This window comes from Bacillus sp. ISL-46 (assembly GCF_018613205.1).
The window spans coordinates 87,695-107,948 of record NZ_JAGGQR010000038.1; the positions used below are offsets into that span (position 1 = coordinate 87,695).

General features: G+C 38.3%; 16 protein-coding genes. 6 read left to right on the forward strand and 10 right to left on the reverse strand.

Going from position 1 to position 20,254, the window contains the following annotated elements; translation table 11 throughout:
* Window positions 1-699: 699 nt before the first annotated feature.
* Window positions 700-1,698, forward strand: a complete 999-nt coding sequence (gene bioB / locus J7E67_RS18245) for a biotin synthase BioB (RefSeq protein ID WP_214732556.1) — start codon at window positions 700-702, stop codon at window positions 1,696-1,698.
* Window positions 1,699-1,777: 79 nt separating this feature from the next.
* Here bioB and J7E67_RS18250 read toward each other — a convergent pair whose 3' ends face one another.
* The gene (locus tag J7E67_RS18250; RefSeq protein WP_251026849.1) at window positions 1,778-2,662 is read right to left on the reverse strand and encodes an RMD1 family protein; all 885 of its coding nucleotides are present in this window, start codon (window positions 2,660-2,662) and stop codon (window positions 1,778-1,780) included.
* Between the two features lie 574 nt (window positions 2,663-3,236).
* On the opposite strand from J7E67_RS18250, the gene J7E67_RS18255 reads away from it, so the two are divergent.
* Entirely contained in the window at window positions 3,237-3,404 is a 168-nt protein-coding gene (locus J7E67_RS18255; RefSeq protein WP_214717520.1) for a hypothetical protein, read from the forward strand.
* Window positions 3,405-3,695: 291 nt separating this feature from the next.
* Here the strand turns inward: J7E67_RS18255 and J7E67_RS18260 are convergent, their stop codons facing one another.
* Window positions 3,696-3,869 carry a hypothetical protein gene (locus J7E67_RS18260; RefSeq protein ID WP_214717518.1) on the reverse strand — a complete coding sequence of 58 codons (174 nt, stop codon included), beginning with the start codon at window positions 3,867-3,869 and terminating at the stop codon, window positions 3,696-3,698.
* Window positions 3,870-4,185: 316 nt separating this feature from the next.
* On the opposite strand from J7E67_RS18260, the gene J7E67_RS18265 reads away from it, so the two are divergent.
* From J7E67_RS18265 to J7E67_RS18280, 4 genes are all read left to right on the forward strand, one after another.
* Window positions 4,186-4,359, forward strand: coding sequence for a hypothetical protein (locus J7E67_RS18265; RefSeq protein ID WP_214717516.1), 174 nt, complete (start codon window positions 4,186-4,188; stop codon window positions 4,357-4,359).
* 1,121 nt (window positions 4,360-5,480) lie between these two features.
* A complete protein-coding gene (locus J7E67_RS18270) occupies window positions 5,481-6,443 on the forward strand; it encodes a tRNA dihydrouridine synthase (protein WP_214717514.1) in 963 nt (320 codons plus the stop codon).
* 765 nt (window positions 6,444-7,208) lie between these two features.
* Window positions 7,209-7,808, forward strand: coding sequence for a hypothetical protein (locus J7E67_RS18275; protein WP_214717513.1), 600 nt, complete (start codon window positions 7,209-7,211; stop codon window positions 7,806-7,808).
* 837 nt (window positions 7,809-8,645) lie between these two features.
* A complete protein-coding gene (locus J7E67_RS18280) occupies window positions 8,646-9,212 on the forward strand; it encodes an LOG family protein (RefSeq protein WP_214717511.1) in 567 nt (188 codons plus the stop codon).
* A 406-nt stretch (window positions 9,213-9,618) separates the two neighbouring features.
* Here the strand turns inward: J7E67_RS18280 and J7E67_RS18285 are convergent, their stop codons facing one another.
* From J7E67_RS18285 to J7E67_RS18320, 8 genes are all read right to left on the reverse strand, one after another.
* The gene (locus tag J7E67_RS18285; RefSeq protein WP_214717509.1) at window positions 9,619-10,851 is read right to left on the reverse strand and encodes a molybdopterin-dependent oxidoreductase; all 1,233 of its coding nucleotides are present in this window, start codon (window positions 10,849-10,851) and stop codon (window positions 9,619-9,621) included.
* Window positions 10,852-11,222: 371 nt separating this feature from the next.
* Window positions 11,223-12,827 (reverse strand): amidohydrolase, encoded by a 1,605-nt coding sequence (locus tag J7E67_RS18290; RefSeq protein WP_214717507.1) that lies wholly within the window; start codon window positions 12,825-12,827, stop codon window positions 11,223-11,225.
* A 17-nt stretch (window positions 12,828-12,844) separates the two neighbouring features.
* Window positions 12,845-14,677 (reverse strand): hypothetical protein, encoded by a 1,833-nt coding sequence (locus J7E67_RS18295; protein WP_214717505.1) that lies wholly within the window; start codon window positions 14,675-14,677, stop codon window positions 12,845-12,847.
* Between the two features lie 334 nt (window positions 14,678-15,011).
* Entirely contained in the window at window positions 15,012-15,170 is a 159-nt protein-coding gene (locus tag J7E67_RS18300; RefSeq protein ID WP_214717503.1) for a hypothetical protein, read from the reverse strand.
* Window positions 15,163-15,939 carry an acetylglutamate kinase gene (argB, locus tag J7E67_RS18305; protein ID WP_214717501.1) on the reverse strand — a complete coding sequence of 259 codons (777 nt, stop codon included), beginning with the start codon at window positions 15,937-15,939 and terminating at the stop codon, window positions 15,163-15,165. Before argB ends, J7E67_RS18300 begins: the two co-directional genes overlap by 8 nt.
* Window positions 15,940-15,955: 16 nt before the next feature.
* On the reverse strand, window positions 15,956-17,185 hold the full coding sequence (gene argJ, locus J7E67_RS18310; protein WP_285290736.1) for a bifunctional ornithine acetyltransferase/N-acetylglutamate synthase: 1,230 nt from the start codon (window positions 17,183-17,185) through the stop codon (window positions 15,956-15,958).
* A 12-nt stretch (window positions 17,186-17,197) separates the two neighbouring features.
* Window positions 17,198-18,232 (reverse strand): N-acetyl-gamma-glutamyl-phosphate reductase, encoded by a 1,035-nt coding sequence (gene argC / locus J7E67_RS18315; RefSeq protein WP_214717499.1) that lies wholly within the window; start codon window positions 18,230-18,232, stop codon window positions 17,198-17,200.
* Window positions 18,233-18,259: 27 nt separating this feature from the next.
* Window positions 18,260-20,248 (reverse strand): hypothetical protein, encoded by a 1,989-nt coding sequence (locus J7E67_RS18320; protein WP_251026850.1) that lies wholly within the window; start codon window positions 20,246-20,248, stop codon window positions 18,260-18,262.
* Between the last annotated feature and the right edge of the window lie 6 nt (window positions 20,249-20,254).

Sequence of the window (20,254 nt, forward strand, 5' to 3'; positions counted from 1 at the left end):
AAGGGTATGATGCCCGTGAGGCTGGAAAAAAAGGTCCGACGGTAACCATAGGAAGTGTATGTTGCCCGTGAGGTCGGAAAAAAAGGTTCAATGGTAACCATAGGAAGGGTATGATGCCCGTGAAGCCGGAATAAAAGGTTCAACGGTAACTAGTGAATGCGACTAAAGCCCGTGGAGATAAAAATTAGAAACTAGCAAAACCTTTAATGAATTGTGAATTTGTTTAGACATTGGTTTACCTACTTTCCACTTCAAATGGTAATTAGTTTATGTAATTTTCTTAGTGTTGTTTAATAACTTTCTTTCCTTCTACGCGTTTAAAGATAGTTCTTTTCACATTAAACACCTCACCGTTATTTTACAACGTTTCATATCGTTTATAATATATTTCCAAAAAAACCATTAGTGGGTATAGAAAAGTCGTCTGTGTAATATGCTGAGTTTTTGATATTATTAAAACGTTAATGGGCCCAGTCGTAGGACTGGGCTTTATTTGTCTAGAGATAGTCTTTCATTGGGACATCAAAAAATATTCCAAACCTTATTGACAGAATAATTTAATGATTCTATGATTTAATTGTTAACCTTGTTGTGATTTTGGTTTACAATTAAAAGGCATATGGTTGGAATTTCGGAACTTTGGAATATTCGGAATTTATCGGATTTGCATGGTAAATGAAATAAAATGGAGGGATAAAGATGAATAACTGGATGGAACTTGCAGATCGTGTGTTAGATGGGGAGGAAATAACAAATCAGGAGGCCCTTTCAATTTTAGATTGTCCTGATGATGATGTACTTTTACTAATGCATGCTACCTTTCAAATTAGAAAGAGATATTATGGAAAAAAAGTAAAGCTTAATATGATCATGAATGCGAAATCTGGACTCTGTCCGGAAAATTGTGGCTATTGCTCTCAATCTTCTATTTCGACAGCACCGATTAATTCTTACAGAATGGTAGACAAGGATACTATACTTGAAGGTGCCAAACGTGCACATGATTTAAATATAGGGACGTACTGTATTGTTGCTAGTGGTAGAGGGCCATCTAATAAAGATGTAGATCACGTGGTGGACGCAGTTAAAGAAATAAAGACAACATATGGATTGAAAGTTTGTGCCTGCCTAGGGCTGTTAAAACCTGACCAAGCAAAACGATTAAAAGAAGCCGGGGTAGATCGTTACAATCATAATATCAATACATCTGCGAGCAATCATGCAAACATCACAACTTCACATACATACGATGATCGAGTCAATACGGTTGAAACGGTAAAAGAATACGGAATGTCTCCATGTTCAGGTGTCATTGTAGGGATGAAGGAGACAAAGCAAGATGTAGTCGATATGGCTAACAGCTTAAAAGCTCTTGATGCGGATTCAATTCCAGTTAATTTCTTACATGCGATTGATGGTACTCCGTTAGAAGGAGTAAAGGAATTGAACCCACTTTATTGTTTAAAGGTTTTGGCATTATTTCGTTTTATCAATCCAACAAAGGAAATTCGAATATCAGGTGGACGAGAAGTTAACCTACGTTCACTCCAAGCATTGGGTTTATATGCAGCCAATTCCATCTTTGTCGGTGATTACTTAACAACGACTGGACAAGCTGAAACGGAAGATCACAAAATGTTACTTGATTTAGGATTTGAAGTAGAATCCGTAGAAGAAATGAAAGCTAGCCTTAGCTAGAGGGTTTATTGTAATACCAAATCAAAGCAAGAGACACCCTGACCGAAGTCATTAGGTGTCTCTTTTTTTAGTATATAGCTTATAACCATCCGCCAATTTCTAAGATCGTCAGACCAATCTCAACAACAATGAGAGTTACGATGATCCATTCCACGAATAGGCCACGAATCGAATGGCTGATGGTGGAAAAACCATCCATGATGTTATATAAAATCTCCGTTTTGCTTTTTAAAATTTTATAGCGATCATTCAACTCAAAAAACTCCAACATCCTGTCATAAAAATCACCAGCTGTGCTGCTTGTCCATGTAATATCAGGCTTATCCAAAATCATGATATAGGCAAGCGTATTATACTCATGACGGACGATTTTTGCAGTGGTCCTTGCCAGTTCCTTGTTGCCGATTCTCAGTTTTCCTTTCTCTAGCCTGTCGATCATGGTTTCAAGTTTGTCGTGGATTTTCCCGAGTTGTTCCTCTGTTTTCTCGAGTGCCACTGATTTGGCGATTACTGTAGAAATCAATTCAGGATAAAAATCCTCATATTCTGGCACGACCACATATTCGTCGGTCAATTCAATATTCTCCGTTTCACAGATATGAAGGCAGTAATCGTCGCTATATCTATCAGCCTGTTCGATTTCAAAGTCTGGTTCAAAGGAATGGATGTAGTGAAGTAGGACTGTTATCTCATCAACGTGTGTGTGATTAATGAAGACAATGCTGCCAAAAGAAAAGACTAACACCATTTGCGAATCAACTACATTTTTATGGAGGATCGATTCTAGAATATCGCCTTTCAGGATTAGTGGCTGTTCCCAAGTGAATTTCTTGGGAATACCGCAATGGATGGCAATTTTGTTCAAGTCAATTTCATGGGTAATGGCAAATGCTTTAAAGGTAATTTCTTTCACTTTGATCACCTTTCCAGTGATTTGTCCTTTCTTTGATTTTATTCTAATCAACACAAAAACATGCTTGGACAATTCTTAGAGTAATTTATGGTGGATGTAAATCGCCAATGCATCGTATTACAAAAAAAGATAAAGGGACAAACTAGTTTTGAAAGGGGGAAGTTATGGAAGAGAATAAAAAGGTACCGCAGAAATTAAGTTATGAATCAGATGGAAAAAATGGGTAAAAATAACAATAATGTAAAGGCTAACAAAAAAGATCAGTCTGAATTTTTTAATACTACACAAAGCAGTGAATGAAAAAATAAAAGAGCCATCCCCGAAGCGGGTAGAATAAAAAAATCTTGGCAGCCTTAACTGCCGGGATCTTATGTCTAAAGAAATGCGAAGAAGTGCTCAAAATTTTGAGTGCTTCTTTTATTTTCTTTTTCAACTTAAGAGCAGTTCAGTTGCATTAGAGAAATAATTCCATTATGTCTCATATCATCCATAAGGATACCTCCATTTATTAGGATATAAGGTAGAGTTTTACTGGATGAGAAATAAATATATAAAATATGTGTGGCTTTTATAACTAAGATAAACTGAAATTTTTGGTTACATTAATACTCTGGAGGTGATTATAATGGTAGATAACAAAAAGCAAAGTAGGTCAACAGATGCTGAAGTACGTGCAAATCAAGCTGAAGCGTCTCGGAACCAAGCTGGATCTTCAGGTAAATACGGAACGGAATTTGCTAGTGTAGATAACAAAGTAACCAGAAAAATTGAACCAGTAATTGAACAACAATAGAAAAAAGGCACCCTTTATGGGTGCTTAGTGTGTAATTATTTGTTTTCTGGTTTGGGAATTATCAGAACAATGAAGAACAAGAAATTTCCTTCAAGTAACTATACTCCTTATGATGACACCGAACTAAAAAGACTACTAAGGATATAGCCTCTTAGTAGTTTTTATCTCAAGTAGTATATAACTAACCATTTTTGCGATTGCTTAAAAAAATATATCAATAATTATTATTTTTAGTTCCATCCGCAAAATTTAAAGATGGAATTTCCTTCTACTTGAAATAAACTTTCTAACTTAGCTATTAGATTTTTTATTTTTAACAGATTCCTCTAATAGCAGGGCGTTTTCTAAGCCATTATCACTAAATGCATTATCGCTATTTAAATTATCCACAATGGGAACGTGATCCATAGTATTATCTGTTTTGTTTGAACCTCTTTGTAACTTGTGATTATTAACTTTTATCATTTATTTTCCTTCTTTCCCTCATTTTATATTACTTTAACCTTTTTACAGTGTGAAAATGCAGAAAAATTTAATGAACTAATTTATTAAGTTTGTGAAAAATATACTTAAATAAACGGGTGCTTGAGTGGATGAAGGAGCTGCAAACAAATGCAGCCTATTTTATTCAACTCACGAGGCAGTTTTGATCGAAGTAGAGAAATGACTCCCTTATGTTGGAATTGACCGAAATTTGCAACAAAAAAAGGAGTTGTTTTGTATATATTTCAAAATAAATCAGAGAATAAAAAGATGAAAGAAAACAATGGAGGAATTGACAATGAAGGAAAGTAATCGAAATCAGAACGATCCTGAAAATAAAATGAAAATATTTAAAAACATAAATCAGTCAGCTTTAAACTACGTGCAGCCAGCTATTGAAAATGAGGCAGAGTCGTCTCGAGATGCAACTCAAAACTTAGTTAACAATACAATCAATAAACAAGAAACGTAATGGTTTAAGTCAATTTATATCTGATTGACTTATTTTTTATTACTACAAACTTAAAGCGTAAAAACGGAAGACCGAACTTACTTTAAGTCAAGATTCAGTGTGGTGAGTTAATAGTTACAAACATATAAAAACATATCGATGATTTTTACTAACGTTGGCGATGCTTCATTAACGAAGAATCGCTTTTCCTTTTTCAAGTAACCTGCCGCTTATATACAGTATCAGCAAAAAAACGTTGATGTGATGCACCTTTTATCATTGTTTATATATATCCAAAGATAAGCGTTTAAAGACTTGTCTTGGAGCCTCTGTAGGTACGATTTGTCTTGAAAGGCTGAAGCAGTTGTTTCATCAGGCATCCAAGCCTATCATACCCACCCCTCCAAGTAAAGTCCTATGTTTGTTAACGTTGAAAACTATAAATACTTACTGTAGATAATGCTTCTACAAAGATAAAAAACTGGCATTTTTACTATCTTTACTTACGTTGAATACGGTAGAAAATCATACTGTAGATAAGTAAGTTATTAGTTTAATAAGGAATCCGGTTCTGAAAGATGTCCACTAAGAATTAGAAATCCATTGGTGTTGAAATATATACGTTTTTCATTGTCGTTTTTTGTGTAGTATCGCGATTTCGAATGCAACGTGTAACAAAGTACACCACCTTTTTGAAAGAATTATGAGCAGTATAAGAGAGATTGTGAAGAAATTCACTTAAATTATCGGGTGCTTTTATTGAACAAGTACTTGTTTAAAAAAAAATTCAAAGAATGTTGATATATCCACCAACATCCCTTTTGTGTTGTCAATTACACTCCACACATTGTGAAGCGGTTGCGTGGTTGGAGTTGGTATAATAGAAAAGCAGTTGATATAGAAAAAATCTATACCATCTGCTTTTTTGTTTATAAAAATACCATTCAGGACCGATTTTCGTTAAAATAAACATTGCTGATTTTCACAATAGTTTTTCACACATTATAAATGTACAAATGTACTTGTGTTTGATAATAAGTTATTAAGCATGATATAAGTGTAAAAGAAGTGGAACATTTGGCTTTATATTTTTTGATTGAGAGTTTGAAGTTGTATCCATAGTGAGAGGATTTGAGTTTGAAATGATAGATAATTTTTGGCGTGATTTACCACGACCATTTTTTGTACTTGCACCAATGGAAGATGTGACAGATGTTGTTTTTCGTCACGTAGTAAGTGAAGCCGGTCGACCGGATGTATTTTTCACAGAGTTTACAAACTCGGATAGCTATTGTCATCCAGAGGGCATGAAAAGTGTGCGTGGCCGTTTGATTTTTACAGAAGATGAACAGCCAATGGTGGCTCATATTTGGGGGGATAATCCCGAATATTTCCGTCAAATGAGTATTGGCATGGCAGAGCTAGGATTTAAAGGCATCGATATTAATATGGGATGCCCTGTACCGAATGTGGCATCGAGAGGGAAAGGTAGTGGCCTTATTCTGCGTCCAGACGTTGCGGCAGAACTTATTCAAGCAGCAAAAGCGGGCGGACTGCCTGTCAGCGTGAAAACACGACTTGGCTATAAGGATGTAAATGAGTGGGAGGAGTGGCTAACGCATATTTTAAAACAGGATATTGCGAACCTTTCTATTCATTTACGTACAAGAAAGGAAATGAGCCAAGTAGAGGCGCATTGGGAGCTAATTCCGGAAATCAAAAAATTACGTGACCGTATCGCACCAAATACGCTACTAACAATCAATGGAGACATTCCTGACCGTCAAACTGGGCTGCAGCTTGCTGAACAATATGGTATTGATGGCGTTATGATCGGTCGAGGTATTTTTAAAAATCCTTTTGCTTTTGAAAAAGAGCCAAAAGAGCATAGCAGTAAAGAATACCTTGATCTTTTAAGACTGCAGCTTGATCTTCAAGATCAATATGCGGAAGTACTGCCACGTTCAATCACAGGGCTTCATCGCTTTTTCAAAATTTATGTCAAAGGATTCCGTGGAGCTGGTGAATTAAGAAATCAATTGATGAACACGAAATCAACAGATGAAGTGCGTGCATTGCTTGATAACTTTGGAAAAGAATGTTGATGGAACGGGGACAGTGAAATGATGTAACTCTCAAAAAGTTAGAGAAAAAATGAATCACATCAACTCATGTGTACTTATTTTATTCAGTTTCAAGTTCCTTTGCAGCCGGCAACTTTTGTTTTGATAAAGTCTGTTTTCTGAAAGAAAAAGGTCTCAAGAATGTAATAAACCCACCAGCACCCTTGTGTTGCCACATACACTCTGCACATTGTGAGGCTGTGGCGAAAATTGAATTGGTATGAGAGTAACAGGCTTGTCCATTAGCGATAAGCCTGTTTTTCCGTCCATTGGAGCCGAAGGTGGAAACAGGACTTTATCTTGTCTGGAAGAAGTATCAGATGTTTACAAAAGCAGCAAATGTGTTCTTGGAACAAATCTAGTGTAGTATATTCTAAGTTGAATAGCTCTTTTATCAAACTAACTATAGAAAAAAGACTTTCTAATGGGTTACTATTTTATAAACTAAAGGGGCTTATCTTAAATATTTGGATGGAAAATGCTGGATATTTTGTTTTGCGAAAAAATGGCAGCATTCTTGTGAAAATTGAAGGATGAAATAGGATTGTTTGTGAAGAAATACACTTAAACAATCGGGGGCATTTCTAAATAATCTGGCTGCTATGATGCAGCCTTTTCTTATTCGACTAAAGGGCAGGTTAGCGAAATAAGTGATATGAGAGGATGAGCATTATTTCAAGGAGGAAATATGCTCCTTTTTGCTGAATTTATATTAGAACTCTAAGGAGAATTTATGAGGTGAGCTATATGCTGGAAGAGTTAGATGAAGCAATTACAAAACCACACAATAAGACTGATGTGGATATACACCTTGTTGGTTTTAAAAAATATTTAGACAAAATAACAGTTAATATTAACCTAACATTTTGTTATGAAGAGGAAATTCAAGAGGAGTGGCAGATTGTATGTGAAGACATCGGAACTCATAGGTTTGAATACGATGTGTTTGAAGAATGGGAGGTACTTAGTGAACACGAGTTGCTATGGAATTATAACAAAGAATGGGGTGAGATATTCTTTAACGGAAGAACTAATTCGACTACAGAAGTTATTGGGGAACTTTATAAAACTCATAATGACAATACCGAAGGTTACATACCGTTCGGTGAATACATAAATAATAGAATTGATACACTTCTAGATGGAGGATTTGGACTTTTTGCTAAGGGACCATTAAACTTATTGGATTCATATAGGAATGTGTTAACAAAGTACGGTTATAAGACAACTGTGTTGCCACTACATTATAGAAACGAACAGGACTATTCAACAGATTATAGACTATTAGTAATGGGTAACTCCTATGTGGTTGCTAAGAATTTTTCAGCTCATAAGGTTAAAGGATGATATTTAAGGGAGTTTGTGAAATATTGTACTTAAGCTAACGGGTGCAAGAGTTTAAAATATGTTGTGGGGTGTTAATAATGGGGGCTTTATCCTTAGTCGCAGGTGTTGTATGTATCGTAATTTCGTTGAGTTTTTTTATACCAGATTTAATGAAAGCAAAAATCTGCTAAGGACAAATGGGGAGTATTTTTTGAATTTGTTATAGAGCCTTTTGCGGGATTAACATCCTTGTTTTATTTAGGACTTCTACTGATATTATATGGCTTATTGAAGGTTTCAAATTTACTATGAATTTTTTTCAACAGGCAAAACCGCCTGTCTGACGGGGTAGTTTGGAGAGATTGTGAAAGACTGTACTTAAACTACCATGAAAATATGTTTCTTCAAGATAAGAAAATGACAATACTTAAGAAGACCCTGCTCAAACGTTAAAAAAAAGAGGAGAGCGATAATAATAAGTCTATGGATTAGGGTTGACTGGATTAAGGTCAGTATCAGTATTGACCCATCCTAACCATTTTCATTCTCTGTGGTGAAGAGCCGATTTTTGCGATTCATGGATGGCTAACGGGTGCGTTTCTTTAATAAGGAGGAACGCTCTTTTTGACTAACGAAAACAATTTTTAAAACCGAACTTTATCAAAAAAATATATTTCTAAGGAAAATAAATCGTATTACAGCTTGTCCAGTATTGCTATTTCGAAGGCATTAGCAACCGGTGGAACTGTACATACACTGAACTACCGGCAATATTGTTTGTATTATTATTGAAATATTCTAATTTCGATGGGACAAATATATACTGTATAATAGATAAAAAATTAGGGAGGCAGTAGCATGAAACGATTAGCAGTCTTTTGCGGTTCAAGTTTCGGTGCTTCAGAGGCGTATAGAACAGGAGCTATTCAACTAGGAAAAGAGTTAGCTAAACGGGACATTACATTAGTATACGGCGGTTCAAGTAATGGGTTGATGGGTGCAGTTGCAGATACAGTATTAAATGAAGGCGGTCATGCGATTGGTGTGATCCCTAAAGTATTGGAGGAACGTGAAATATCTCATAAAGGCTTAACGGAGTTAATTACTGTTGAAACCATGCACGAGAGAAAGGCAAAAATGGCTGATTTGTCTGATGGATATGTGGTCTTGCCTGGTGGAACCGGTACACTTGAAGAGTTTTTTGAAATGTTCACGTGGGGTCAGATTGGTTTGCATCAAAAGCCATGCGGTCTTTTAAATATTAATCATTATTATGACCCATTGATCAGCTTGTTTGACCATATGATCGAACAAAGATTCCTCCAAGAGAAATTCCGTTCGATGGCAATTATTGCAGAACAACCAGACGTATTATTAGATAAATTTTTAGACTATATACCTCCAACGATCAAATCATATGAATAGGAAATGGATATGTCGTTGTGCCTGGGAAAGATTAAGAAGACCTATGCAGATATAGCTGGTTTTTATGGGATAAAGGAGAAGAACGGCCCGGCATTAGTATTAATCGGGGTGAACCTTATCAACAGTAAATGAGGTTTTTTAAACAATAAATACTCGCTTCTTACTTTATTGTGATGCTTTTACGTAGACACAGTGCATCGAACGGAACGATCAACACAAAAGTAGAAGCGAAATCCAAATTAGCTGCCGTAAGTGTAACTCTTCCTAAAACGGGAGGGGAACACTGGGATCCACTTGCTAACTTTTGACACAGCGGCAAAGGCAAAAGCTCAATTTCTTATCAATGATCCAATGCCTTAGTTAGCAATATTGTGTCGATCATCCGGGTGGTGCCTTGCACCATTTTTTATGTTTTTCCAACCCAGGCATTTTCTGAGTATCCACGTTCTTCCCAGTACCCAATATGTTCATCTTTAATGAGTTCAATCCGGTTTAACCATTTAACGGATTTGTAAGCGTACATTTTCGGGACGATTAATCGAACAGGACCGCCATTCTGTTGATTAATTAATTTTCCATCTAATAACATGGCGACCATTATATCCTTCTCAATTGCTTGCTTTAGGGATAAGGTATCGGTGTAAACTCCATCAGCAGAATAAAATTTTACGTATTTTGCCTCTTTTTTAATACCTGAATTCTCAAGAAGCTTCTTTAATGGTATGCCTTCCCAAGTGATATCATAAACGCTCCAGCCTGTTACACAATGGAAATCACTTACTTGTACATCCCGTTTAAGCTGTACAAATTCACTCCAATTATAATGTTTTTTCTGTTCAACTAGACCATCAATCGTCAAGTTCCAATTCTCATTGGTGAATTTCGGAACCTCTGTAACTGTATAATACCGAAAATCTCCCTTCTTGCCCCCGCCGATAGGCGGGGAGGAGTTTGGCTTAGGCTCGGGCAAGGGCTTTAGTTGATTACCATCCGTTAAAGCTTCTGTCTCCCCGTATGTTGGGAGATAAGACCTTATCCATTTTGTAAAGGTTGGTAAAAAGGTAATAGCGATTAGGCTTCCGCTTAACACTTTTAAAAAGGTTCTTCTTTTATAAATCGGATTCCGGTCATCAATGATGATAGGTTCCTGTAAGCTCTTTTCTGATTGTTTTCCTTCCCCTAGTCGATTAAACCATTTACTGCGGGTAATGCTGTGATAGATGGTATATGGGGCCCCAATCCATGTGGCTAAATCATGGACGAACAATGACCAGGAGCTAATATACGGTGGAAATTGTCTATGAAAGGTTAACAAAAAACCTGAAGCAATCAATAGAATTAAGATCGTAAAGATAAGATAGAGATTGCGACGATTATTTTCCTTTTTTTGAAGTGTCTTGAGATGCTTCTTCATCTTAGGAAGATAAAACATCAAAGGTAGACAAAGAATGACTCCACTCCAAATATGAAGATCCCTGATCCATACTCTGACGGATGGAAAAATGGAACGAAAGGAAGAAGAAAATAAGATAGAACCTGTTACACTTAATACTAGAAATAAAATGGCATTAGAATGATGTAGTCGAATAAGTCTTTTGCCGAAATTCAACTTCCTTTGAAAAAAAAGTCGATAATTCATTCCTTACACCGACCTAACGTTTAATAATGGGGATAGTAACAGTAAAAGTACTCCCTTTTTCAAGCTCACTTGTCACACTAATAGTGCCGTCATGACTTTCCACGATCGAATGATAAGAGTAAAATCATTATCCTTCCATAGCCTAATGGCTTCTTCCCCGTTTTTTGCCGTCTAGACAAGATAGCCCTCGCGATCCAAATACCGTTGGCAAACATCCAAAATAGAAGAGCAACAGCAATTGGTAAAATTAATAATAGAATATGCAAAACAATCTTCTACCGAAATTACATCCAAACAAATAAAAATCTCATTTTGAACTGTTCCTGTGAACGGTATCATAAGTAACGGCGAAATAAATTGACTTTAAAGAATTATCTTTGGAAAACTAAATTTCCAGCCAAATAAGTTTCTTTAACTAGAATGGTATCTATCATGTCGATACTAATTTCAAATATGTCCTGGTTTAGAACAATAAAGTCAGCATGATTGCCTATAGCAAGCTGTCCGACATGAGGAATCCGTGTGATCTCTTGTGCTGCTTTTGTGTAAAGCATGATCGCGGTTGATACATCTATTCTTTGCTCTTGTCCAGTATTAGAACCATCATACGCTAAGCGTGTAACAGCGGACTTGATTCCAACAAATGGATTTACAGGATCAGCCCAAGCAGTCGCAGGAGCATCGGAAGAAAACGCCACTTTTATCCCTGCTTGCAGCATAGATCGAATAGGATAGGTTTGTTTTGTACGCTCAGATCCAAGGTTTTTATGGTAGCTCTCAATTTCTGCAAATACAAAAATGGGCTGAGTAACAAAGGCAATACCTGTTTCAGCAGCCCGTTGGATGGCTCGGGCTGAAGGCATTGCCGCATGCTCAATGCGAATAGAGGGGCCATTTGTAAGCCAGCCTTTTTTGCCATAGAAAGTGTCAATAATTAAGTCAATCGCCTGCTCGCCCATTGCATGGACAACTAATTGAATATGGTTCTGTTCAGCGGCTTCTGCAGCAGCTAATAACTCTTCCTTAGTTGTCGTTTGAATACCGTAATTTTCATCTTCCCCTAAGAATGGTGGATTGACCCATGCTGTTTTTCCAGAGACGCTTCCGTCTGAGAATAACTTGATACCGCCAATGTGAATTTGATTTTCTCTTTTGATTTTATCTGCTTCCAATAAAGGTTTGTCCTTCAAATCATCCCACAGATAATAGAGAACAGTACGTTGTTTTAGTCCTTTTTTGACAGCTGATTTATACATGTCCATGTAATCAGTTGGTAGAATTCTACTCGAAAGGTCTGTAATGGCTGTGATTCCATGGGAAAGCAGGAAAGAACTTAATTCGGCAAGTGACGCAGCGTTTTCTTCAAGAGATTTGGTGGGCATAATGCGATGGACGAGATCTTTCGCATTTTCACGTAATATTCCTGTTGGTTCACCATTTGAATCCCGATCAATTTTTCCGCCTTGTGGATCGGGTGTATCTTTCGTAATGCCTGCTAGTTCCAATGCTTTGCTGTTTACTACGGCAATGTGGGTACATGTCCGGCTAATGAAAATTGGAATATCCGCTGTGGCTTCATCTAAATCCCAGCGTGTTGGCTCTCTTCCTTCTGATAATTTCCCTTCATCATAACCCCAGCCTTCAATCCATTTACCTATTTCATATGATTTACATAAATTCTGAATTTGTTCAATTAAATCTGCGATTGAATTGACGAGTGGAGGGGTGCAGGCAATCTGGGTTGATGCATTTGCAAGCCACAATGGGTGTAAGTGCGAATCGATAAGACCTGGAAGCACTCTGTGCCCTTTAAGATCAACACAGTCTCCTTTAATATTTTCTAGACCTGATTGCTCACCAATCCACAAAATCGTACCATCACGCACAATCATGGTGCTTGCATATGGTTGTTCTGGATTAGAGGTGAAAATTTTCCCATTGATAAAAGTTTGTATTGAGTGTTTTCGGATGGCCATTTGACTTTTTCCACCTCTCAATTATCTTGTTTTGGAAAGTGATAAGCATATATGAAGTAGAGGAAATCGTCAAAAGGAAGGGACGACTCGCCCTCGAGCTCACCATTTCCAAAAACACTTGTTTTGATGGAGTTTCCCCATACTTGAAGGCTGTCGTTATTTGGATTGTAAAAGTAAACGCGAAGGTAGCCTTTTGGGTCATGGGATACTCTTTGAATAAGTACTGCATGGGCTCCAAGCACTTGACCAGATTGGTTGTAAATGGTAATCCCAGCAGGCTGGGGAAGACCTTCATTGACATTTGGATTACTCGAAGGGTGATAGTGCCGATAGAATCGGGCTGTAAAGTCTGAATCACTATAAATATCTGAAAACTCGGGCCAAACTCCATTGATATGAAAAGAGGGGTTGATCCATTTATGGGGATCATGCCCGCGTCCATTCGCAGCCTTTAACATTTCAAAATAGATAGAATCAAGGTGAGGAATCAAGAGTAGTGAGACGGTATCAATATTTTCCTCATCGTCCAGTGAGACATGAGGAAGCGCATCTGAAGATATGGGTCTTCCTTCAAAATTAATGGTGATCTTTCCATGTTCAAGAAAATGATTAAATAATTTGAGCAACATGACAGGATCCTTTTGTGACCAATAACTGAGCGCTCTTGTTGATTGGCATGTTGGGTTAAAACCTTGGCCAATCCCTAGGGGCTGCCCTAAAACGCTTATCATTCCTGAGACTATAAGAGAACGAATTGCAGATGTATCTAATATTTTATGAGCGGCTATAAGCCTATTCTTAATGTGATCATGAATGGGAACGTCTACAAGTTTCACCAATTCACTTATAAATTCGCTCGTAAATACATCCCGCTGTAGAAGGCGTATCAAACCGTAAATGCTTCTCCTAGTATTCATCGTAACGGCTGAAGTGATTAAAGAAGAAACAAAAGGCAGATTTGAGCGCAAGTTTTCCTTGGCCGTTTCGTCCACGACCAGCAGGCTCTGCAGCAAGTCTGTCTTTTCTTTATTTATAAATTTTAAAAATAATACATGGAAGGGTGAAACAAGACCGGTATGCTTCGTGGATTCACGCAGCTGCTCGGCTTCCTTGATTAGTACTAAATCATTACTGGTTTTCAGTTTATTTTCATAACTTTTCTTAGCAGCAGCTGCTAAAACTGATGGTGAATAGACTACATTTTCGTATTTCATCAAGCTTGAATCCGCAACGTTCCGGTCGCCGGCTAATCTTCTTGCATTGGCAATCAATTTCAGGATTTTTTTCGTTACGATAGGCCTTTGGACAGCGAGATTATCTATTTCCTGATACAGAATTTGAAAAACATGGGAAGAAAAACAATGGTCTGAGATAAATCCCAGAAGCTCTGACGCTTGTTTGTCTTTGTAAAGCTGCGTTACCCGATTTTCTTCCGTTTCCTTCATTAAAAGAAGATCCAGATTCAAAGCCATGACCTTCGTTAAAAATTCAGTTGCTTCTTCCGCCGACATTTCTGGATGTACATAATCACCTCTTGCAATGGCGAGAATTCTCAGATCGCTCATTGCCTCAGCTGCTGCAGTGATGCAGCCGGCATGCAAAGTGCCTCTTACAAGAGTGGGATTAAGCTTGCGGACATTCTCCCATGGCTTCCCCGCAAATACCCCAGCTTCGTCAAAGAGATGCGCATATTTAAAAATCTTTGCCAATCCATTCGGTTCTTTGAGAAGGGCAGCAGCTTCTTCAAAAACTGCAGATTGAAATAAACTTTTGGTTAATGCGGAAGTTTTCCATAACTGATAAAAGGCTCTTTGAAATGAATCCTCCGAAGTAAATAGAAAAAGTCCCATATATCCATTCCCTTCTCTGCATATTGCCTTCACAGTATCATATTGACAAAATATAAAGAGAATTACTTATTAGGAGAAAAAAACACAAATGCTTTGTTCAGACCGAGAAATGATGGCGATTTAGCTGGCAGATTTGTTCTTCAATATTACCAACTGAACTGAAGAGGCTAAAATTGCAGGAGTGTAATAGTCTGTTTAATTTTATGAATATTCTTTAAATTGAAATAATTATTTGATTAATTTAACATAAAACGCTAGATATTTCAAATAAAAAAGAACCACGAAATAATATTTCGGGTTCTTCGAATCTTTTGACTCATAAATAATCAATCTACTATTCGGCTGACATATATTCTTTCTCCAAAACTTCTTTTATAATGTTAATTCCATTTTCCAATTCCTCTTTTTTTCCATTTTTATCAATCATCTGACTGCCGCTTGCTGATTCAGGTTCAATCTCCCAGCGTGCATAGGTTGGAAATAAGTTACTCAATTATGATCGGCTCCTTATCATATATTCTCGTACCATTCCAATTGCCATTTTCAAAAAATGTTTTTTTACCGGAAACGATCATGACGCTTTCAACGCCTTTTTCCAAAGAATTAAGAGCGGATTGAACTTTCGGAATCATCCCGCGGCTGATTTCCCCATTTGCAATATAGGTATTGACGTCTTGTTTTGAAAGGTAACTTGAAAGCGAGCCCTCAATGAATACTCCATCCACATTGGTAACAAATAGGCATTGTTCTGCATGAAGGGCCTTAGCCACCTCTGCTGCCACATAATCTGCATTAATATTAAGTTTTTCGCCGTTTTCTGTTATTCCTATCGGGGTAATGACCGGAATATAGTTCCCATTAACAACAAGTTCTAAGAATTCTGTATTCACCATGCTGATTTCTCCAACGAAACCAAGCTCTTTCCGGTTAATATAATCAGCTTGTAAACAATCGCCATCACTTCCATTTATCCCAATAGCGGAGAATTGGTGCTGCTGAAGCATTGCCACAAGCTTTCTGTTTGTTTGGCCTGATAGTATCATTTCAGCGATATTTAGTGTATGCTCATCTGTTTTACGAAGTCCATTTACAAATTGTGGTTTCACATTAAATAATTCAAGCATTTCATTAATATCAGGCCCGCCGCCATGGACAAAGACCAGTTTAAACCCACGCTTTTCCAAATCGGAAAGGCTTGTAAAAAAAGAGGGTGTTAACTCGTCCAAAACACTGCCGCCACATTTAATAACAATATATTTCATCTTTTTTCACCGATCCTTACGTACGATAGCTGGCATTAATTTTGACATAGTCATAAGATAGGTCACAGCCCCATGCCTTACCGGATCCTTTACCCACATGAAGATCAACTAAAATCTTAATAAATGGCTGATTTAAATAATTGTGTGCTTCGTCCTCTAAAAACACACACGGTACACTATTTTCTAACATCTTAATAGGACCGATGGCGATATCGACTGTATAAGGGTTGATTGCCGCCTTTGTCTGCCCGATCGCACCGATGATTCGTCCCCAGTTGGCATCGGCACCAAATATGGCGGTTTTCACTAAATTTGACCCAACAATTTGTTTGGCAATGAATCTTGCTTCCTCATGATCCTTTGCTCCTAGTACCTCAACTTCAACTAACTTCGTAGCTCCCTCTCCATCCATAGCAATTTGCTTGGCTAAATTTTCACAGGCCTTAGTTAAAAGCTCAACAAATGTTTCCCATTCTGGATGTTCTGGATTTAACGGATTATTACCTGCCAGCCCGTTTGCCATAACAAGAACCATATCGTTTGTAGAGGTATCTCCATCCACGGTAATTTGATTAAAAGTATTATTGGTTACCATTTTTAAGGCTGCCGATAAATTCTCAGGAGGGATGGCTGCATCCGTTGTTAAGAAACCCAGCATAGTAGCCATGTTAGGGTGTATCATGCCGGACCCTTTTGCCGATCCCCCAATTGTAATGGTTTTGCCGTTAATGATGGCTGAGTATCCGCAGCTTTTCATCACAATATCGGTAGTCAGAATAGCAGTTTGAAAATCAACGGCATCACTGTTTAAATTGCCTGGTGATAATGATTGAATGCCGTTTGTGATTTTATCCATATCTAAATACTTCCCAATAACACCTGTTGATGCAACAGCCACATAAGTTTCCTTAATGTTGAATTTTTCAGATGTTAACGAGCGCATTTTTAATGCATCCTTGTGTCCTCTTACTCCTGTACAAGCATTGGCACAGGCACTGTTTACAATAACAGCCTGTAAGAGTCCTTCACTCGCTATGCTTTCTCGGGTTACTATTAAAGGAGCTGCTTGGAATTGGTTTGTGGTATAAACTGCCGCAGATGAAGCCGGGATTTCACTAATAATGACCCCTAAGTCCTTTTTAGTATAGCGGAGGCCGGCATTGACCCCTGCTGATGTAAATCCTTGTGGTGATAGTATATTCCCATTTTCAATTTCAACTAATTTATCCTTTATCAAAGTTGGCATTCTGAATCCTCCTTATGGGTACAAGGGAATAAACTCTAATCCCGTTTTCTCATCTAATCCATTCATCAAATTGGCATTTTGAACCGCCTGACCGGCAGCCCCTTTCATGAGATTATCGATAACAGAAACGATGGTTAATCTTCCTGTTCTCTCGTCAACATGTAATCCAATATCACAATAATTGGAGCCTGCTACTTCCTTTACAGATGGGAAATAACCTTTCTTTCTTATCCTTACAAACGGACTCCTCAAATACTGTTCTTTATATAATTCAATGAGTCTATCAGTACTCATTTTTTCTGTAAGCTTTACATAAATGGTAGCCATGATTCCTCTTGTAATCGGCAGCAAATGGGTATTGAAAGTAATCGGTGAAACTCCTGCATTCCAAAGGTTCAATTGCTGCTCGATTTCAGGAATATGCTGATGTTCATTTACCTTATATATTCGGAAATTTTCATTAATTTCCGAGAATAGCAGGCTTTTAGATACAGATCTTCCAGCACCGGAAGCACCAGATTTTGCATCAATAATGATTAAATCCGGGTCGATCAGTCCTTCTTTTACCACTGGTGCAAGACCCAGAAGAGTGGCAGTAGAATAACAGCCAGGATTAGCGATTAATTTTGCATCAATAATTTTTTCTTTATTCCACTCACTCAACCCATAAACAGCTTTTTTCAATAAATGGCTATCAACGGGTTCATGCTTATACCATTTTCTATACATTTCTCCATTGGTAAGCCGCAGGTCACCGGATAAGTCAATCACTTGAATACCTGTATCTGCGAAGGCTGGGACAAGCTTACTTGATACCCCTGATGGGGCGGCTATAAAAACGATATCTGAATGCTTGGCTATTTCTCCAGCATCGATATGCTCCAGTTTTAAGTTTGTAATTCCGTTCAAATGTGGGAACTCTTCATATAATGGAAGCTCATCCCTGGTCGTATGCACAGATTGTATTCTAAATACAGGATGATGATGTAATATACGAAAAAGTTCACCACCGCCATATCCAGTAGTGCCAATGATAGATACTTTCATGACGCTCCTCCTTGAGACGGTGTGTATTCATTCCCACACATAATTTTTACCCCAACTGTCTTTTGCCAAAGCTTCGACTTCTTCCACACGGCTGTCTTCTACCATATAGATGTCTCCCTGTTCGTATGGGTTATAGTGAAAGGCATACATTCTTGACAAAAACTCATGAAATGGAAGGGACGATTCACCCTCAATTTCACCGAAACCGAAAACGCTTGGCTCTATACCTTGACCCCAATTCTGGCCGCTATCGTTGTTGGGATTGTAAAAATAAATCCGGTAATCCCCATTCTGGTCTTTTTTAATTCTTTGAATTGCTACGGCATGCAGACCGAGCAGCGCCCCGTGTACGTTTGTCGTAAAAATGCCAACCGGGTTTGGATAAATCAATTCGTATCCTTCGTTATAATCCGGATGGTGGGTGGCATAGAACAGCCTAACGAATGTGGAATAGTTAGCGACTTTCAGTGTGAATGGATTGATGACATTCATAAAGCCCTTTGGAATCCATTCACCATAAAATTCCGGGTTCACCCACTTATGACCGTCCTCTCCGCGAAGGATGGTTCGTTTCATCATTTCTGTATAAATTTTATCGAGGTGGGACACAAGAACAATGGATACAGGATCCAACTCTTGGTGGATTTCTCCTGCAACTCCGACCTCGAGGAAGCTTGAGTGGATGGTTTCACCTTCAAATGTCATGTCAATATCATGATCACGGGCGGCACGGGCAATGTATTCCAGCAACTGGCCAATTCCATGCTGGGACCAGAGGGATATGGCTCTCGCTGACTGGCAGGTTGGATTGAATCCCTGCCCGACACCAAGTGGCTGTCCGAGAACACTAACGACTCCAGCAACAAGTACACCATTTAGACTAATCCCGCACTGTTCATATTCAGGCTTTGAAAGGATCTGCTTTACCTGAGAATGAATTGGAAGCTCAAACAGGCGGCGAATGGCAGGGAGGAGCGAATCCTGCGAAAGAACCCCTCGGTCAAGCATTCTTGCAAGGCCGTAGATTGCCTGACGTGTTTCAGGAAAAATAGACAGCTGAATCATATCGTGAACCAGTTCTTTGTTGGCATTGAAGCTTGCAGTTCCTGTTTCCGATAAATCAAGGGCAGCTGGAATAAAGTCAGGATACTTCCGGTTAAGGAAACGCAGCAGCACGGCATGATAGGGTGAAACAAGCCCGGTATCTTTCATCGCTCCTGCAAAGATTCTAGCCTCAGCCTCAAGTTCATCCGAATAAGCATCCGCTAATTTAATCCTATATTTCCTTTGATTGGATGTTTCTTTGCTGAGCGGTGTTGGAGCATTGGCCGCACGTGAGTACTTTTTAAGAGCCTCGGCTGTTTTTTCATCCTTTACACTTTCAATTAATGGTTCAAACATGCTGATCATGTTTAAAATCCGTCCAGTCATAATTGGACGCTGAACAGTAAGGCGGTTGATCTCCTGAGCAATTTTATCAGCTATTGCTTTAAACGATAGCTCTTGACCCAAGTAGTGAAACAAGTGCTGAGCCCGTATCATATGATCTTCTAATTGAATACGGTTTTCCTCGATTTCCCTAGGGAACAAAAGATCGAGATTAAGAGCGAGGATTTCATTTAAAAATGCGCATGCTTCTTCTGAGCGGATGTTCTCGTGTATGTAATCACCTTTGGCAATCGCAAGCATTCTCATTTCACTTAACAATTCAATAATGGATTGAACACCTTTTAGCTTCAGTGAACCGCCGGCAAGCGGAGACTGCATTTTCGCAGGGTCTTCCCACGGGCCGCCATGAAAGACGCCAGCTTTGTCAAACCGAGGGGCATGTCCATAGAGGATCGGAAGACCGTCCTCTGAACGAGCAAGCTCAATCGCTAGTTGGAAGACGTCCGTCTGGTACATGCTTTTCGCAAATGGTTTAGCCTCCTCAAGCCTGTCAAGGGCCGTTTCAAATCTATTTTTTAAGACTGATGTTAGTTTACTCATTCTTTTCTTCTTTGTTTGATTCGTCATCCTTTT

Excerpts from the sequence above, each read along its gene's own strand:
- bioB (WP_214732556.1), top strand. The coding sequence starts at position 700 with ATGAATAACTGGATGGAACTTGCAGATCGTGTGTTAGATGGGGAGGAA.
- J7E67_RS18255 (WP_214717520.1), top strand. The coding sequence starts at position 3,237 with ATGGTAGATAACAAAAAGCAAAGTAGGTCAACAGATGCTGAAGTACGT.
- J7E67_RS18260 (WP_214717518.1), bottom strand. The coding sequence starts at position 3,869 with ATGATAAAAGTTAATAATCACAAGTTACAAAGAGGTTCAAACAAAACA.
- J7E67_RS18265 (WP_214717516.1), top strand. The coding sequence starts at position 4,186 with ATGAAGGAAAGTAATCGAAATCAGAACGATCCTGAAAATAAAATGAAA.
- J7E67_RS18270 (WP_214717514.1), top strand. The coding sequence starts at position 5,481 with ATGATAGATAATTTTTGGCGTGATTTACCACGACCATTTTTTGTACTT.
- J7E67_RS18275 (WP_214717513.1), top strand. The coding sequence starts at position 7,209 with ATGCTGGAAGAGTTAGATGAAGCAATTACAAAACCACACAATAAGACT.
- J7E67_RS18280 (WP_214717511.1), top strand. The coding sequence starts at position 8,646 with ATGAAACGATTAGCAGTCTTTTGCGGTTCAAGTTTCGGTGCTTCAGAG.
- J7E67_RS18285 (WP_214717509.1), bottom strand. The coding sequence starts at position 10,851 with ATGAATTATCGACTTTTTTTTCAAAGGAAGTTGAATTTCGGCAAAAGA.
- J7E67_RS18290 (WP_214717507.1), bottom strand. The coding sequence starts at position 12,827 with ATGGCCATCCGAAAACACTCAATACAAACTTTTATCAATGGGAAAATT.
- J7E67_RS18295 (WP_214717505.1), bottom strand. The coding sequence starts at position 14,677 with ATGGGACTTTTTCTATTTACTTCGGAGGATTCATTTCAAAGAGCCTTT.
- argB (WP_214717501.1), bottom strand. The coding sequence starts at position 15,939 with ATGAAATATATTGTTATTAAATGTGGCGGCAGTGTTTTGGACGAGTTA.
- argJ (WP_285290736.1), bottom strand. The coding sequence starts at position 17,185 with ATGCCAACTTTGATAAAGGATAAATTAGTTGAAATTGAAAATGGGAAT.
- argC (WP_214717499.1), bottom strand. The coding sequence starts at position 18,232 with ATGAAAGTATCTATCATTGGCACTACTGGATATGGCGGTGGTGAACTT.
- J7E67_RS18320 (WP_251026850.1), bottom strand. The coding sequence starts at position 20,248 with ATGACGAATCAAACAAAGAAGAAAAGAATGAGTAAACTAACATCAGTC.